Origin of the sequence: Bradyrhizobium sp. 956_D2_N1_4, assembly GCF_052076025.1 — a bacterium.
Taxonomy (GTDB): Bacteria; Pseudomonadota; Alphaproteobacteria; order Rhizobiales; family Xanthobacteraceae; genus Bradyrhizobium; species Bradyrhizobium barranii.
The window spans coordinates 5,070,445-5,084,680 of sequence record NZ_CP197237.1 but is presented as its reverse complement, the minus strand read 5'-3'; the positions used below and the strand labels follow the sequence as shown (position 1 = coordinate 5,084,680).

At 64.8% G+C, this 14,236-nt stretch carries 18 protein-coding genes; 7 read left to right on the top strand and 11 right to left on the bottom strand.

What is annotated here, in order from left to right:
• Positions 1 to 16: 16 nt before the first annotated feature.
• From AB7535_RS24190 to AB7535_RS24175, 4 genes are all read right to left on the bottom strand, one after another.
• Positions 17 to 1,039, bottom strand: coding sequence for an FUSC family protein (locus AB7535_RS24190; RefSeq protein WP_439037025.1), 1,023 nt, complete (start codon positions 1,037 to 1,039; stop codon positions 17 to 19).
• Between the two features lie 291 nt (positions 1,040 to 1,330).
• Positions 1,331 to 2,260 carry an ABC transporter substrate-binding protein gene (locus AB7535_RS24185; RefSeq protein WP_439037024.1) on the bottom strand — a complete coding sequence of 310 codons (930 nt, stop codon included), beginning with the start codon at positions 2,258 to 2,260 and terminating at the stop codon, positions 1,331 to 1,333.
• Positions 2,257 to 2,613: a c-type cytochrome gene (locus tag AB7535_RS24180; protein ID WP_063981983.1), complete on the bottom strand. Its 357-nt coding sequence runs from the start codon at positions 2,611 to 2,613 to the stop codon at positions 2,257 to 2,259. Before AB7535_RS24180 ends, AB7535_RS24185 begins: the two co-directional genes overlap by 4 nt.
• A gap of 10 nt (positions 2,614 to 2,623) precedes the next feature.
• A complete protein-coding gene (locus AB7535_RS24175; RefSeq protein ID WP_354114032.1) occupies positions 2,624 to 4,288 on the bottom strand; it encodes a methanol/ethanol family PQQ-dependent dehydrogenase in 1,665 nt (554 codons plus the stop codon).
• A gap of 339 nt (positions 4,289 to 4,627) precedes the next feature.
• On the opposite strand from AB7535_RS24175, the gene AB7535_RS24170 reads away from it, so the two are divergent.
• From AB7535_RS24170 to AB7535_RS24155, 4 genes are all read left to right on the top strand, one after another.
• A complete protein-coding gene (locus AB7535_RS24170; protein ID WP_063981985.1) occupies positions 4,628 to 5,020 on the top strand; it encodes an EF-hand domain-containing protein in 393 nt (130 codons plus the stop codon).
• 171 nt (positions 5,021 to 5,191) lie between these two features.
• On the top strand, positions 5,192 to 5,272 hold the full coding sequence (gene pqqA, locus AB7535_RS24165; RefSeq protein ID WP_012029362.1) for a pyrroloquinoline quinone precursor peptide PqqA: 81 nt from the start codon (positions 5,192 to 5,194) through the stop codon (positions 5,270 to 5,272).
• 24 nt (positions 5,273 to 5,296) lie between these two features.
• Positions 5,297 to 6,199: a hypothetical protein gene (locus tag AB7535_RS24160; protein ID WP_354114031.1), complete on the top strand. Its 903-nt coding sequence runs from the start codon at positions 5,297 to 5,299 to the stop codon at positions 6,197 to 6,199.
• 125 nt (positions 6,200 to 6,324) lie between these two features.
• Positions 6,325 to 6,534 carry a hypothetical protein gene (locus tag AB7535_RS24155; RefSeq protein WP_014493627.1) on the top strand — a complete coding sequence of 70 codons (210 nt, stop codon included), beginning with the start codon at positions 6,325 to 6,327 and terminating at the stop codon, positions 6,532 to 6,534.
• A gap of 10 nt (positions 6,535 to 6,544) precedes the next feature.
• Here the strand turns inward: AB7535_RS24155 and AB7535_RS24150 are convergent, their stop codons facing one another.
• Genes AB7535_RS24150 through AB7535_RS24130 form a run of 5 tightly spaced genes read right to left on the bottom strand, consistent with a single transcriptional unit; the run spans position 6,545 to position 10,179 of the window.
• Positions 6,545 to 6,892, bottom strand: a complete 348-nt coding sequence (locus tag AB7535_RS24150; protein ID WP_354114030.1) for a hypothetical protein — start codon at positions 6,890 to 6,892, stop codon at positions 6,545 to 6,547.
• 26 nt (positions 6,893 to 6,918) lie between these two features.
• Positions 6,919 to 7,704 carry a pentapeptide repeat-containing protein gene (locus AB7535_RS24145; protein WP_354265294.1) on the bottom strand — a complete coding sequence of 262 codons (786 nt, stop codon included), beginning with the start codon at positions 7,702 to 7,704 and terminating at the stop codon, positions 6,919 to 6,921.
• 58 nt (positions 7,705 to 7,762) lie between these two features.
• Positions 7,763 to 8,503 (bottom strand): ABC transporter ATP-binding protein, encoded by a 741-nt coding sequence (locus AB7535_RS24140; RefSeq protein ID WP_439037023.1) that lies wholly within the window; start codon positions 8,501 to 8,503, stop codon positions 7,763 to 7,765.
• Positions 8,493 to 9,230, bottom strand: coding sequence for an ABC transporter permease (locus tag AB7535_RS24135; protein ID WP_354114028.1), 738 nt, complete (start codon positions 9,228 to 9,230; stop codon positions 8,493 to 8,495). Before AB7535_RS24135 ends, AB7535_RS24140 begins: the two co-directional genes overlap by 11 nt.
• A 1-nt stretch (position 9,231) precedes the next feature.
• Positions 9,232 to 10,179, bottom strand: coding sequence for an ABC transporter substrate-binding protein (locus AB7535_RS24130; protein ID WP_354114055.1), 948 nt, complete (start codon positions 10,177 to 10,179; stop codon positions 9,232 to 9,234).
• A 135-nt stretch (positions 10,180 to 10,314) separates the two neighbouring features.
• Between AB7535_RS24130 and AB7535_RS24125 the strand changes: the two genes are divergently transcribed.
• Positions 10,315 to 10,674 carry a hypothetical protein gene (locus tag AB7535_RS24125; RefSeq protein ID WP_014493633.1) on the top strand — a complete coding sequence of 120 codons (360 nt, stop codon included), beginning with the start codon at positions 10,315 to 10,317 and terminating at the stop codon, positions 10,672 to 10,674.
• Positions 10,675 to 10,832: 158 nt separating this feature from the next.
• Here AB7535_RS24125 and AB7535_RS24120 read toward each other — a convergent pair whose 3' ends face one another.
• Together AB7535_RS24120 and AB7535_RS24115 are read right to left on the bottom strand one after the other, a co-directional pair.
• Positions 10,833 to 11,651, bottom strand: a complete 819-nt coding sequence (locus tag AB7535_RS24120; RefSeq protein WP_354114027.1) for a quinoprotein dehydrogenase-associated SoxYZ-like carrier — start codon at positions 11,649 to 11,651, stop codon at positions 10,833 to 10,835.
• A gap of 76 nt (positions 11,652 to 11,727) precedes the next feature.
• Positions 11,728 to 12,654 (bottom strand): quinoprotein relay system zinc metallohydrolase 2, encoded by a 927-nt coding sequence (locus AB7535_RS24115; protein WP_354114026.1) that lies wholly within the window; start codon positions 12,652 to 12,654, stop codon positions 11,728 to 11,730.
• Positions 12,655 to 12,783: 129 nt separating this feature from the next.
• Between AB7535_RS24115 and AB7535_RS24110 the strand changes: the two genes are divergently transcribed.
• Together AB7535_RS24110 and AB7535_RS24105 are read left to right on the top strand one after the other, a co-directional pair.
• Complete coding sequence (locus tag AB7535_RS24110) at positions 12,784 to 13,665, top strand: substrate-binding domain-containing protein (RefSeq protein ID WP_439037022.1); 882 nt, start codon at positions 12,784 to 12,786, stop codon at positions 13,663 to 13,665.
• Positions 13,662 to 14,219 (top strand): PQQ-dependent catabolism-associated CXXCW motif protein, encoded by a 558-nt coding sequence (locus AB7535_RS24105; RefSeq protein WP_439037021.1) that lies wholly within the window; start codon positions 13,662 to 13,664, stop codon positions 14,217 to 14,219. Before AB7535_RS24110 ends, AB7535_RS24105 begins: the two co-directional genes overlap by 4 nt.
• The last annotated feature ends 17 nt before the right edge of the window (positions 14,220 to 14,236 follow it).

Here is a 14,236-nt window from a genome sequence, read left to right as displayed (position 1 = left end):
GGTGCCCATTTGCGCGTCATCCGGGCGATCGGGTCTTCCGCATCACCCGCAGCCAGACGATCTCGGTCAGGGCGACCGCTATCAGGCCGAACGTGCCGCCGATCAGCACGTTGACGATGCGCTCCTCGGCGATGCCGCTGGCGCCGCCGGCAAAGGATGCGGCGAGCGCAATGAAGAAGCAGCGCAGGCCGAAGCCGACGACGTAGCGGGAGAACGAGATCAGGGTGAGGGTGGCCGCGAGAATCGCGATGGCGTAGCCGACGCGGCTTTGCGGCAGGGCAAGGCCCGCGAGAAAGCCGAGCGGCGCGCCGACGAAGGCGCCGCTCGCCCGCTGCTTCAGCTTGCCGGTGGACGCCGTGAGGTCGCCGACCACGACGCTTGCGGCCGACCACATCACCCATTGCCCCTGCGCGAGGTTGAAGATCTCGACCAGGGCGGCTGCGGCAAAGACCGCCATGGCGGTTGCCGCTGCGGGCAGAAACCAGTCGGTCGCGGGCGATCCGAACGAGGTCGCGGCATTGCCATGCTGCCGCTGGTCGTAAACCTGGATAGCGCAGACGAGCGCCAGCGCGATCGGAGAGGAGGCGATGATCACGCCGGCATGACGTATCGCTTCCTCGGCGCTCACGCCCTCCCGCACCTCGCAGGCGAGATAGACGGCGGGGATGAACACCCAATTGCCGAGCGTGCGGAAATGTTCGCCATAGCGCGTCCCCGCCACCGCAAGGAAGCCGGCGAGCGCCGTCAGCACTACGAATAGCGGCTTGACCGGAGCTGCAAGGAAAAGCGCGGCAAAGGTGACGAGAATGGCGAGATAATGCCACGCGACGACTTTTGGCGGAAAGTGCTGCCTGAGCGCCGGAATCAGCAGCGAGACCGCGACGAGCCCCAGGTTCAGCAGCGCCGTCTCGCGCGAGATGAAATAGGCGGCGACCATCGGGCCGACGACGATCAGCGCGCGCAGCAGTTCGGCGGTTTTGATTTCGCGGGAGAGGATGTCGCGCAGGTTGGTGGCGGAGGGTGTCGTGGGGGGATTCACGGGGCACCAAAGGGGCGAACGAAACACTATGCATACCACGGAAATGTGGTCGGCACTTTGGGGTGTGGAGCGACGGTCGCACCACACCCTCGCTGTCATCGCCCGGCTTGACCGGGCGATCCAGTATTCCAGAGGCGCTTGCGATTGAATCGAGAGGCCGCGGCGTACTGGATGCCCCGCCTGCCGCCTACGCTAAAGCTTCGGCGCCCCTAGACCTCAACCCCGGCGAAGCCTTGGCGTAGCCGGGTCGCGGGGCATGACACCGGTGATGTGGTGGCACGTGAGGCCACCTCACCTTTGAATGATCTTCGTCCAGACATCGCCGAGGATCGCGGGCTCGCGCGGCGGCAGATAGGTGAGGCCGGCCTGCTTGCCGAATTCGGCGATCTTGCCCTCGGCGGCAAGGCTGGTCAGCGCCTTGTTGACCGCGTCGATCAGTGCGCCGTCGCTGGCGAGCCCGACATAGCCGCGATTGGCGCCGATCGGATAATAATAGCCCGACGCGGTGATCGTCGTCTCGGGATGCGCGGCGCGGTGGGCATCGAAGCGGCCGAGGTCGATCAGCGTCGCGTCATGGTCGCCGCGCTGGAGCGCGCCGAGGAGATCGTCGCGGCCGGGGACGAGATGGGTGATGCTGTCGATCAGGCGGCCCTTGTCGAAGGTCATCAGGATGGCATCGCCCAGCGAGCCGCTCTCGATCGCAAGGCGAAGGCCGGCGAGGTCGCCGATGTCGCCGATCTTGCGGCCCTGCGCTTTCGGCCCGAGTACCACCGTTATCGGCGAATAGACGTAAGGCTGGCTCGGCGCGAGCACGCCGAGCGCGACGCGGCGGCGCCGGTCGTCGCGCGTGGCCCCGGTGAAATCCGGCAAGCGTGCCGTCTTCATGCCGGGCTTGACGAGGGAATCCGTCGTCAGCGCATAGCCGCCGACCAGCGAGCAGCGCCCGTCGGAGAGCAAAGCGTTGGCCTCGAGCTGCGGGCTCGAATCCTCGTCCAGCTTGCTCTCGAACCACTGGATTTTCAGCGGCCGGCCGATCCGGTCCGCGATTGCCTGCGCCAGCAGCACGTCGAAGCCTGAATCCGGCTTGCCCTTGTGATGTACCGAGAGCGGAGGCCGGTCCTCATCGAGGCAAACCTTCAGCGGTTCGTCGGCCGCGCGCGAGGCGGTCGTCGCCGCCGCGAGGATCGCGGCAACGCTCCATGCGGCGAGCCAGGGTCTCATGGCTTTCTCCTGCTCGAGACGAAGGCCCAGAGATTGCCGATCTCGTCGTCGCTCAAAATGTCGGCCCAGGGCGGCATCTTGTTGTTCTTGCCGTTCTTCACCGTCGTGACGAAGCGCGTCTTGTCGTCGGGAAAGGCGCGCAGGTCCGGCGTGATGGTGCCGGAATTCATCATGTTGGGGCCGTGGCAGTGCGAGCATTTCGAAGTATAGGTCGACTTGCCATAGTCGATCTGTGCCTGCACGGGATTGCCGGTTGCATCGTCCGCGGCACGAACGGTCGCCGCAAGCGCGACCGTCAGCACCGCGACGGTGGCGATCGTCGCCACCGTCTTGTGAGATATGTCCTTCAGCATCGGGCCGTGGTTATTGCTTGACCGCAAAAACCCACAGCGAGCCGCCGGGCGGCACCTTGGCAAGCCGCTCGTCGCCGGAGAACAGCGAGTAGACGCCGCCATAGCCGGAGGTGACGGCAACGTACTGCACGCCATCCTGCTGCCAGGTCACCGGCTGTCCCTCGATGCCGGAACCGGTCTGGAACTGCCAGAGCTTCTTGCCGGTGTCGGCGTCGAAGGCCTCGAACTCGCCGGTCAGTGCGCCCGAGAACACGACACCGCCTGCGGTCGACAGCACGCCCGAGAAGCGCGGGATGTCGCTTGGTGCTTCCCACTTGGCCTTGCCGGTCATGGGATCGATCGCCTTCAGATGGCCGCGCGGGCCGTCGCCCCACTCCCAGAGGTCGGTGAGGTCCATGCCGAGATACCATTCGCCCTGCTTGAAGGTGACGGGCTCGGTCTTGTACCTGCCGCCGAAGGCGAGCGTGTTGGCGTAGGCCAATCCGGTCTGCGGATTGAACGACATCGGCTCCCAGTTCTTGCCGCCGAGGATCGACGGATAGACGGTGACCTTCTTACCGTCGCGCGCGTCCTTCGAGACGTCAGTCTCGATCGGCTTGCCGGTCTTCATGTCGATGCCGGTCGCCCAGTTCACCTTCACGTAAGGATTGGCCGCGAGCAGCTTTCCGTTGGTGCGGTCGAGCACGTAGAAGAAGCCGTTGCGGTTGGCGTCCATCAGCACCTTGGTGGGCTTGCCCTCGACATTCATGTCGGCGAGGACCATCTCGGCCACCGAGTCATAGTCGAACGGATTGTTCGGCGAGAACTGGTAGTGCCACTTGATCTTGCCGGTCTTGGGATCCATCGCCAGCACGGAGCAGGTGTAGAGGTTGTCGCCGGGGCGCACCGCCGAGTTGAACGGTCCGGGATTGCCGATGCCCCAATAGACCGTGTTGAGCTCGGGATCGTAGGAGCCGGTGATCCAGGTCGAGCCGCCGCCGAGCTTCCAGGTGTCGCCCTTCCAGGTGTCGCCACCGGGCTCGTCGGGCGAGGGGATCGAATGGGTACGCCAGAGATGCTTGCCCGTCGCCGGATCCCAGCCGTCGATGAAGCCCCGGGTGCCGAATTCGGCGCCGGAGATGCCGGTGATGACGACACCGTCGGCGACCAGCGGGGCCACCGTCATCGAATAGCCTTCCTTGATGTCGGCGGCCTTCTGCCGCCACAGCTCCTTGCCGTCCTTGGCATCGAGCGCGATCACGTTGGCGTCGAGCGTGGTGCGGAAGACCTTGCCGTCATAGAGCGCGGCGCCGCGGTTGATGATGCCGCAGCAGACGATGCGCGGCGTCTCGGCGGGATACTCGACCTTGGATTTCCAGATCTGCTTGCCGGTCTTGGCGTCGACCGCCATGGTGGCGTTGTGCGAGGTCACGTAGATCACGCCCTGGTACACCAGCGGCTGCGATTCCTCGCTGCGATCGTCGTTGAAACTGTAGTTCCAGACCGGGACGAGATTCTTGACGGTGTCCTTGTTGACCTGGTTCAGCGTCGAGAAGCGCTGCAGATTGTAGCCCATCCCGTAATTGAGAACGTTCGATGTATCGGTCGCGCCCTTGACCAGTTGCTCGGTGGTCTGTGCGCTCGCACAAGTCGATGCAAGCATGACGAGGCTCGCGGCCATCGCAAAGCGTTTCATCCGTTCCTCCCAATATGCGCGCCTTTTGACGCTGCAGGAGCAACACTCCGCCCGAACGCAAAACACGTCAATACGAAAGTCGCAAGTGCGTTGCCGATATGTTGGATGCCAGATGCCGGTCACCTGACAGAAACCTGACAACCGACTTTCACTTGTGCGCAGACGCTGAAAAAATTCCGTGGCATGAAGCGGAGACGGCTTCGGCCGCTCTGCCCGGGCCGTCGGGTTCCGCGAGTTGTGCGGTGCGCAGGTTGCAATTCCGGACTTGAACCGGGGCTCGCTTGTAGACTTATGTCGTTTCGACCCCCTACGAATCGGGGGGCTGGTCAGGAGGGTTTGATGATTTCACGTCGCTCAGTTGCGCTTGCGCTCACGATTGCAGTGCTGTCCGGTCCAGCTTGGGCTGCTTCCGGCAACGCCGTAAAGATGTTCGATACCGACAATGACGGCACGCTCGATCTCGCCGAGGTAAAGAAGGCGGCCGCCGCGCTGTTCGCAAAGCTCGATCCCGATCACGACGGCACGCTGGACGCGCGCGAATTGCGCGGACGGTTAACGGCGAAAGAACTCGCCGCCGCCGATCCCGATCGCGACGGGACTCTCACGCTCGACGAATATCTCGCGGTGGTGGAGCAGCGCTTCAACGCAGCGAATCCCGACAAGGACGGAACGCTGGATGCGAAGGAGCTGAACTCGCGCGCCGGCCGCGCGCTGCTGCGCCTGTTGCGGTGAGAGACGCGGCGCTTGACTGGGAGCGAAGGCGATTTGCCCGAGAGGGAAATTCGCGAGCATAACGCGACAGTTCGCCGTGTTTGCGCTTCGATTCCAGGCTTGCGCTGCACCTGACGCAGCCCTAGGTTTTGCCCCGCGCGATGTCGCGCTCAATACCCTTGGGAGACCCGAATGGCTTGGAAAGCTCCGAAGATCGTGGAAGTGCCGGTCGGCATGGAAATCAACATGTACGCCTGCGCTGCGCGCAAGTAAGACTGACGACCTGCCGCGGCTTCGATGGCGAACGCCGTCGAAGCCGTGGTAGTGTTCGCAATGCCCATTGGAGCCCACACGATCTGGACGGCAATTGCGTTCGGTGTTGCGCTTGCACCGGCGTGTGTCAGTGCCGAAGAGAGCTTTGATACCGAGCACATCTTCGGCTTCATGATCGGCACCGATGTCGGCAATCCCGGCGAGCGCGAATTCCAGACTCAGACCACGGGACGCTTCGGCAAGGGCGGCACCTATCGCGCCCTCCAGCAGGAGGTCGAGATCGAAGTCGTGCCGCTGCCGAACTTCCGTATCGAGGTCGGCGGCACCGCCACGCTGCATGACATCACCGGCGTTCCCGACATCGACGACCGCCGTCAGTTCAATTTCCAGGGCGCCTCGCTCGACCTGCGTTACCGCCTGCTCGACCGCGGGCGCGCGCCATTCGGATTGACTGTCGCCGCCGAACTCCATGGCGATCGCATCGACGAGACCAGCGGCGCGAAGGGACGGATGTACGGCTCCGAATTCACGCTCGCTTTCGACCGCGAGCTGGTCCCGAACTTCGTCATCGGCGCGCTCAACCTGATCTATCAGCCGGAATGGGCGCGCTTCGAGGTGGCAGGTCTGTCCGAGAAGAGTTCGACGATCGGGGCGGCGTTTGGCGGCTTGGTGCGCGTGCGCCCCAATTTTCTGCTCGGTGGGGAGATGCGCTACTTCCGCCAGTATGAGGGCATCGGCCTCGGTGAGTTCTCGGGGCAGGCGCTGTTTGTCGGTCCGACCGCCTATTTCCAGCTATCGGAGAAGTCGCGGCTCACCCTGAGCTGGAGCATGCAGGCCTGGGGCCGCCCCGCCGGATCGGGCGGCAATCTCGACCTCGTCAATTTCGAGCGTCATCAGGCGCGATTGGTGTTCGGGGTAAACTTCTAGGGTGTTTGTTCCGCCTCTTCCCGCGCGCGGGGAGAGGGAACATCCCGTCCGTCTGAAACTTCCTGCTCCTCGGAACGTAATCTTTCGTGCTAATCTCCATTGTCCCCTTGCGACAGGATCCCGGCATGAACCCGATTGACCTGGTGGTGACTGTGTGTGCGGTGCTCTCGCCTGCGACTTGCGAGGAGCAGCATCTGGTGTTCAACTTTGCGGGGTCGCCGAGGCAATGCGTGATGGCTGCGCCGCCCTATATCGCCCAATGGGTCGGCGACCATCCGAAGTGGCAGGCGGTGCGGTGGCGCTGCGAATATCCGCACCCGAACGACAAGGCGTAAGCCGCCTTCGCTATTTCGTGCAGTCCTTCAGATCCTTGTCGGCGATCGAGAACACCGCGTCCGCCTTGATCTCGATGTCGCGGACGATGCACTGCCGCGCATTGGGATAGCTGACCCTGGCGTCGTAGTGGCCGGGTTCGACGCCGGTGATGCGCAGCCGCTCGTCGTGGTCGACCTCCTTGTCCTTGTCGTTCAGGCACTGGTTCGGCCCCCACTCGGTCTTGCCGGCGGGCGAGAGCTGGAGGCCGGAGATCGTCTCCGTCGTCAAATTCCAGAGCCGGATGCCCTTGCCCTTGCTTTGGGCGGCGGCTTCGCCGGCCAACGTCAACAACGCGATCAAAGCCAGAAACCAACGCATCAGCCGATCCTCCCAAAGGCGCCCTGTTATTCCCTGATCAGGCGCTCGCGGTTCTTTGCCTTGTCGAAATTCCTGGCGCGGTCAAGGCCGATCGGCGCGATCAGCTTCGCCGAGGCAAGATCAGCGCCCTCGAAATCGGCGTCAGTGACGGTGGCTCCGGTCAGGTCGGCGCCGCCGAGCTGAGCATTTTTGAGCGATGCGCCGGTCAGGTCGGCTCCCTTGAGGGAGGCAAATTCGAGATCGACGCGCGACAGGTCGGCATTGCGCGCGTTCAATCCTTCCAGATTGGCGGATCGCAGCACGGCGCGCATCAGCCCCATCGACTGGTTGCGCATATCGGCGCCAAGATGCGCGTTCGCAATCGAGGCGCCGATCAGGCTTGCGCCGGTGAGGTCGGCCGCGATGCGAGCACCGGTCAGGTCCGCGCCGTCCAGACGCGCGCGCGCCATCTGCGAGGCGAACAGATTGGCGCCCTTCAGGCTCGCGCCCGCGAGATCAGCGTCCAGCAGCCACGCCTGATCGAGGATCGCCTGATCAAGACGGGCACCGGCGAGTTTCGTCTTGTTGAGTCGTGCCGCACGGAGAATCGCCGTGGAAAGGTCGAGACCCGAGAGATCAAGCCCCGACAACCGCTTGCCGGTGAAATCGGCCGGCGCCCCGGCGCTGGCTTTGGCCAGGATGGCCTCGACCTCCTGCCGGCTCATTTCCGCGGAGACCATCGCGGGTGACGTGAGGTCGACGTCACGCATCATGTCCTGCGCGCTCGCCATGGTCGCGACGAGAGCGAGGCCAAGCGTCATGAGGGCGACCATTCGCTTCATCATCGGGCTCCGCTACGGGCCCTGTTTAGCACGCGCTTTGCGTGGCTGCCTATGAGGCATCACGCCCGGCGTGTTCGCCGCCATGTTCGCCTTGGATTCTCGCCACGAGGTCCGCCCTGATCGCGGCGATCTCTGCGTCGCCGCGTGCGCCACGCGGGATGCTGATGGGCACTTCTGCCAGAATTCGCGCCGGCTGCGGCGACAGGAAGAACAAGCGGTCGCCGAGGCGGACCGCATCGTCGAGGCTGTGGGTGACGAGCAGGGTCATCATGGGGCGGCTTGCGACCAGCGTCGCGATCTCGTCGCGCAGGCGGCCGGCGAGCGCGTCGTCGAGCGAGGCGAGGGGCTCGTCGAGCACGAGCAGATCGGGCTCGACCGCGAAGGCGCGGGCCAGCGCGACGCGCCGGGCAAGACCCAGCGACAATTCGCCGGGAAAGTGGCTGCGATGCGCCTCCAGCTCCAGGATCCTGAACAGCTCCGACAGCTTCGCCTCGGAGATGCCAGGAGCTGCAAGCCGCACATTCTGCTCGACCGAGCGCCACGGCAACAGCCGCGGCTCCTGGAACACCATCCCGATCCGCGCTTCTGGTGGACGCGCGATGGTCCCGTGGAAATCGCGGTCGAGCCCGAGGATGATGCGCAGCATCGTGCTCTTGCCGCAGCCGGAGGGGCCGATCAAAACGCCGACCTCACCGGATTGAAGCGCGAAGCTGACCGGGGCCAGCACCTCGTGCGTTTCGCCCGCGGCACTCCTGAACGTCTTTCCGGAGATATCGACTTCAAGCCGCACGGGGCCGCCACCGGGTTGCGCGGGCTTCGAACGGCTGCACCAGCAAGGTTTCGATGACGAGCACGACGGCCGCGAAGGTGAGCGAATAGGCCAGCAGTCGCGGCGTGTCGAACAGCTGGAAGGCGACGCCGATCTCGAAGCCGACGCCGTTCGGCCGTCCCAGCAGCTCGGCCACCAGCACGATCTTCCATACCAGCGATAATCCGGAGCGGGCCGAGGCTGCGATATAGGGCGCAAGCTGCGGCAGCACGACGTGGCGGAACGCACGCCAGCGCGGCATCGCGAACACGGTGGCCATCTCGTCCAGCGAACGGTCGAGCGCACGCGTGCCCTCGCGCAAGGTGACGATGGCGGTCGGCAGCTTGTTGATGGCGATCGCCGCGATCGCGGCCGCTTCGGTCAGGCCGGCCCAGATATAGGCCAGCACGATCACGACCAGCGCCGGCAGGTTCAGCAGGAGGATCAGCCAGGGATCGCCGAGCCGGTCGGCGAGCTTCACCCGTCCCATCAAATAGCCGATGGCGCTGCCGAGCGACATCGCCAGCACGAAGGAGAGCGCGACGCGCGCCAGCGTGGCGCCGAGATGCAGGAACAGGGCGCCGCTCGATGCTTCCGCGATGATGACGTTGAGCACGGCAGGCGGGGAGGGCAGCTTTGCGCCGCCGACGAACAGCGCGGCAATCCACCAGGTTGCGAGGAACAGGGAAAACGAGAGAAGACGCAGCACCTCAGTCTCCGGGGACCGCGTGATAGAAGGTGCCGGGATCGAGCTCGGCCGCCGGCCCGACCAGGTCGCGTCCGCCGATCTCGGCAAGCACGCGATAGAGCACGCGCGCATCCGCCTCCTCGTCCACGATGCTCCGGCGCGGAATGCCGTCGCGATAGCGGTCGCGGTAGGTCTTAAGGATGGCCGGATCGCTCGCGCCGGTGAGCGGCGCTATCTTGTCCCAGGCGGCGTCCGAGGTGATCAGCAGCTGCTTGGCCTTGCGGGTCATCGCAATGAAACGCGCCACTGCATCGCGGTGGCTTGCGGCCCAGCCTTCGTCGAAGACGTAGCCGACCGCGGACACCGCGCCCTTGGCCCCCAGCTTCGGCAAAATGTCCTCGATGCCGGCGAGGCGGCGAAAGCCCTTGGCCTCGAGCTGCGCACAGAAATTCCAGAAGTTGAGGCTGGCATCCATCTCGCCGTCGAGCGCCTTGGCGGCAATCAAGGGCGGCGCGCCATAGACGATGCTTGCATCGGACTTCAGGTCGATGCCGTCCTGCTTCATCCGCGCCTGCAGCAGCAGCCAGCTCTTGTCGATCGCGCCGCCGCCGACGCCGAGCTTCCGTCCCTTCAGGTCGGCGAGCGTCTTGAGCGGCGACGAGGCCGGCACCATCACCGCGCCGAGCGCGCTGGAATAGGGATAGAAGGTGAGCTTGGCGCCGAGCCCGCGCTCGCGCGACACCCACAGCCAGTCGGACAGGATGATGTCGGCACTCCCGGCGCGTAGCGCGATCTTGCCGGCCTCGGGGCTCGCGAGCTCGGCGACGTCGAGCGACAGATCGGCTTCCTTGTCGAGCCCGCCGGCGCGGATCGCCGCCAGCTCCCAGGAGAATGTTCCGGTCTTCTGCACTGCAAGGCGGATCGTATCCGCGGCGCGGCCGGGGGCGGCCAGCGACAGCGCCAGCGTCATCGCGAGCGCCAATGTTCGTCCCGGCGCTCTCAAACCAAGTGCTCTCATCACCTTGTGAGCCGTTTCCTCGAAGGGAGTGCTTTTCATGACAATACGCATAGCATAGCTTTCGTCGCAACCAGCGGGAGGACGCTCATGAATCTGGCGGGACAGCTACGACCGATTGTCGCCGCATTGGCGGTGTGGGCTGCGACCGTCTACGCCGCGCGTGCCGAGGAGGCCAACGATTATCCGACCTCGGCGCGTGCCGAATACGTCTATGGCTGCATGAAGGCCAATGGCGAGAGCCGGCAGTCGATCGAGCAATGTTCCTGCTCGATCGACGTGGTGGCCTCGATCGTGTCCTATGACCGTTACGTCACCGCCGAGACGGCGCTGAGCATGTCCCAGGTGCGCGGCAATCTCGGCGTCCAGTTTCGTACATCCGAGCAGGCAAATTCGGCGGTGAACGATCTCAGGCGCGCGCAGGCGGAAGCCGAGGTGAGGTGTTTCTGACGGCTAGCTTCACGCCAACCGTAGTTGTCATGCCCGGGCTTGTCCCGGGCATCCACGTTCTTAGGATAGGCGCGAAGTGCGTGGATGGCCGGGACATAGGCGAGCAAAGCGACGCCGTCCTTCGGACGGCTATGCCCGGCCATGACGATCGAGAGACCTCACGTCCCCGGCTTCTCCACGTCCCATTCATTGCGGAATACGTGCCCGTCCGTGTCCTTCGCTTCCGCGCGGAAGCGCCTGGCGCCATTGGAGACGTAGGTGAAGCGCAGATTGGGATCTTCCGAGATCGAGATGCCGCCCTCCATCGACAGCACGGGGCTGTCGTCCTGCGCCAGCTTCAGCTGGTTGACGAAAAAGGCGGGGATGTAGAGCTGCGTGACCTGATCCATTTGCAGCCCGGAATTGTTGGGATGGCCGATCATGATCTGCGCCTCGCGGACGCGGCTGGCCGGTGCCTCCTCGCGCGCGAATTGCCGGTAGCGCATCTGGCCGAGCCGGTTCCTGGCTTCCTCGATGTTCTTTCCTGCCGGCGCCGAGCAGCCGCCTGAGGCCTTCACATAGGTCTTGGCGACGTAGAGCTGGCCGTCGCTGAGCTCGGCAACCGCGTGGACGTCGGTATAGTTGTTGACGCGGACGCGCGTGGAGATCTCGGTGACGTTGGCATCTGCGCCGAGCTCGAACTTCGCTGCCATCGGCGCGGGGTTGCGGTCGATCACCAGCGTGATCGAACGGATGCGGCGGCTATCCGCGGGCGACAGTTTGCTGCGCAGGGTCACCGGCACGATCGCCGCGTCCTCGGCGCGATAGGGCATCTCGATGCCGATGACGTCGTTGCCGTCGTTGATCGGACGGTTGCTGAAGATGTCCTGCACCAGGCCCGGCCAGGGATCGTAAGCCTCCTCGGCGCTCGCCGGCAGAGCGAAGGCGATGCCAAGCAATGCGGCGATCAGGGGCAGGCGGCGTGTGCATCCCGTCATGGTCGTGGTTCCGTGCGGACGAAGCAGTTTTCTCTGGGGCGGCGCAGCCGATCCCCCGTCCAGCGTAGCGCGTCCACTACTCCCATTCAATTTCCGAAAATGCTGCGGTTGCGTTGCGAGCATTGTAGTCGTTGAACAATTGCCAATGCGGCCGTTCCGATGCGGCCGCCTTGTCGGCGGCAGTCCGGATCGGCTCGCCCTTCTTGTTCGACGCCCGGACGTCCGCCAGCAGGGTCGTGAGATAACGCCGCTCGTCGCCGAGCGCGGCAGGCCAGTCGCTCACGGGCCCGTGACCCGGCACGACGCGCTGCGCCGGAATTTTATCGAGTTCCCCGAGCGTGCCGAGCCAGCCGCGGATGCTGCCGTCCATCACCGGAATATGGCGGAGGAAGACGAGATCGCCCGCGAACAGCGTCTTGCTGGTCTCGTCGAACACGGTCAGATCGTTGTCGCTGTGCCCGGCCGACCAGGCCCGCAAGGTGAGGCGGCGCGACCCGAGATCGAGCTTCAGGGTATCAACGACGAGCAGGGTGGGCGGCACAATCTTCACGGGATCGATCAATTCGCTACCCATGATGCGTCTAAAATTGTCGAGATAATACGGCCCGCGCGTCGCCAGCGCCTGCGGCAGCTTGCTGTGGCCGACGAAGCTGGTTCCCTCTCCGGCAAAGGCCGCATTGCCGAAGACATGGTCGGGATGGCCATGGGTGTTTATGACGTAGCGGATCGGCTTGGATGTGCGAGCCCGCACCGCCGCCAGCAGCGCCTCGCCCTCACGGAGGCTGCCGCCGGTGTCGATCACGGCCACCGCATCCTCGCCGACGATAAAGCCGACATTGGCGATGTCGCCTTCGTTCTCGCGGGTCATGAGGGCGGTGGTCCCGGAGTGCACGAAGATTCCCGGTGCGACTTCGCTCACAGGCAATTCGGCTGCCCCGGCGCGTGCTAGCGTTGCTGTCCCCAGCAGGGACAGGGCTGCGATCAAGGAAGCGATGCGAGACACTTTTCCGCCTCAGTTCAGATGGCTTGCCGCACTGCACTGCAACAAACCAAAGCCAACACAAAGTTTGGCAAAGCATGGCGCGTCATGCGTTGCATGGCTAGCATTCAAACAAACCGAGGAGGAAGCGCGATGACGGAGGCCGGGCGACATCGTCGCTGGTTGTTTTCACTGTGGGTCCTGGTGGCGTCCTGCGCGTTCGGCGACGTCGCCATTGCGCAGACCAGCGAGACCGGCGACCTCTCGTTCGAGCTGGTCGATCCAAAAGTGCTGCGCGTCTGTGCAGACCCGCGCAATCTGCCGTTCTCGAACGAGAAGGGCGAGGGGTTCGAGAACAAGCTCGCCGAGCTGCTCGCGGACAAGCTCCAGAAGAAGCTCGACTACGTCTTCTTCCCGCAGGCCACCGGCTTCGTGCGCATGACGCTGGGCGCGCATCGCTGCGACGTCATCATGGGATTTCCGCAAGGCGATGACCTCGTGCAGGGCACCAATCCCTATTACCGCACGACCTATGCGCTGGTCGCCAAGACCGGCAGCGGGCTCGAGGACGTCGATACGCTCGAAGACGCGCGCCTGAAGGGCAAGCATGTCGGCATCGTCGCCGGCACGCCGCCGGCGACCAACATGGCGATCGCCGGCCTGATGGGCGATGCAAAACCCTATCCGCTGATGATCGACACGCGCTTCGACAACTCCGCGCAGGCGATGGTCGACGACCTCGTCGCCGGCAAGATCGACGCCGGCGTGCTGTGGGGTCCGATGGCCGGGTATTATGCGAAGAAGGCCGGCTCGCTTCATGTCACGTCGCTGGTGAAGGAAACCTCGGGGCCAAAGCTGATCTATCGCATCGGCATGGGCGTGCGCCCCGCCGACCAGAACTGGAAGCGGCAGCTCAACAAGCTGATCCAGGAGAACCAGGGCGAGATCAACAAGATCCTGCTCGACTTCGGCGTACCGCTGCTCGACGAGAGCGACAAGCCGCTCGGCGCGGAGACGGCCAAGAAGACGCCGTGAGGCGGCGCGTTGCCGCTGCGCTGGTTGCCGCCATTCTGGTGGCGCCGGCGTTGGCGCAGCAGCAGGAGCCGTTCGAGCCCGAGGGGTATCGCTCCGACAATTACCGCGCGCCGGTGCCGGCGACGCTCACTGGCGCGCGCGTGCTGACGACTGCTGAGGCCGAAGCGATCTGGCGTGCGAAGAGCGGCGCCTTCATCGACGTGCTGCCGCGCGCGCCGAAGCCGAAGAACCTTCCCGAAGGCACCGTCTGGCGCGATATGCCGCGAAAAAACATACCGGGCAGCACCTGGCTGCCGGACACCGGCTACGGCGTGCTGCCGCCCGCCATGGACGATTATTTCCAGCGCGGCCTCGCCCACGCCGCGCGCGGCGACAAGGCTGCGCTGCTGGTAATCTATTGCCTGGCCGACTGCTGGATGTCCTGGAACGCCGCCAAGCGCGCCTTGGCTTACGGTTATGCCAACGTCGCCTGGTACCCCGACGGCACCGACGGCTGGGAGCGCGCAAACCTCCCGACCGAGGAGACGCCGCCGCAGCCGCGGCCGGAGCAGTAGGTACAGGTCGTCATGCC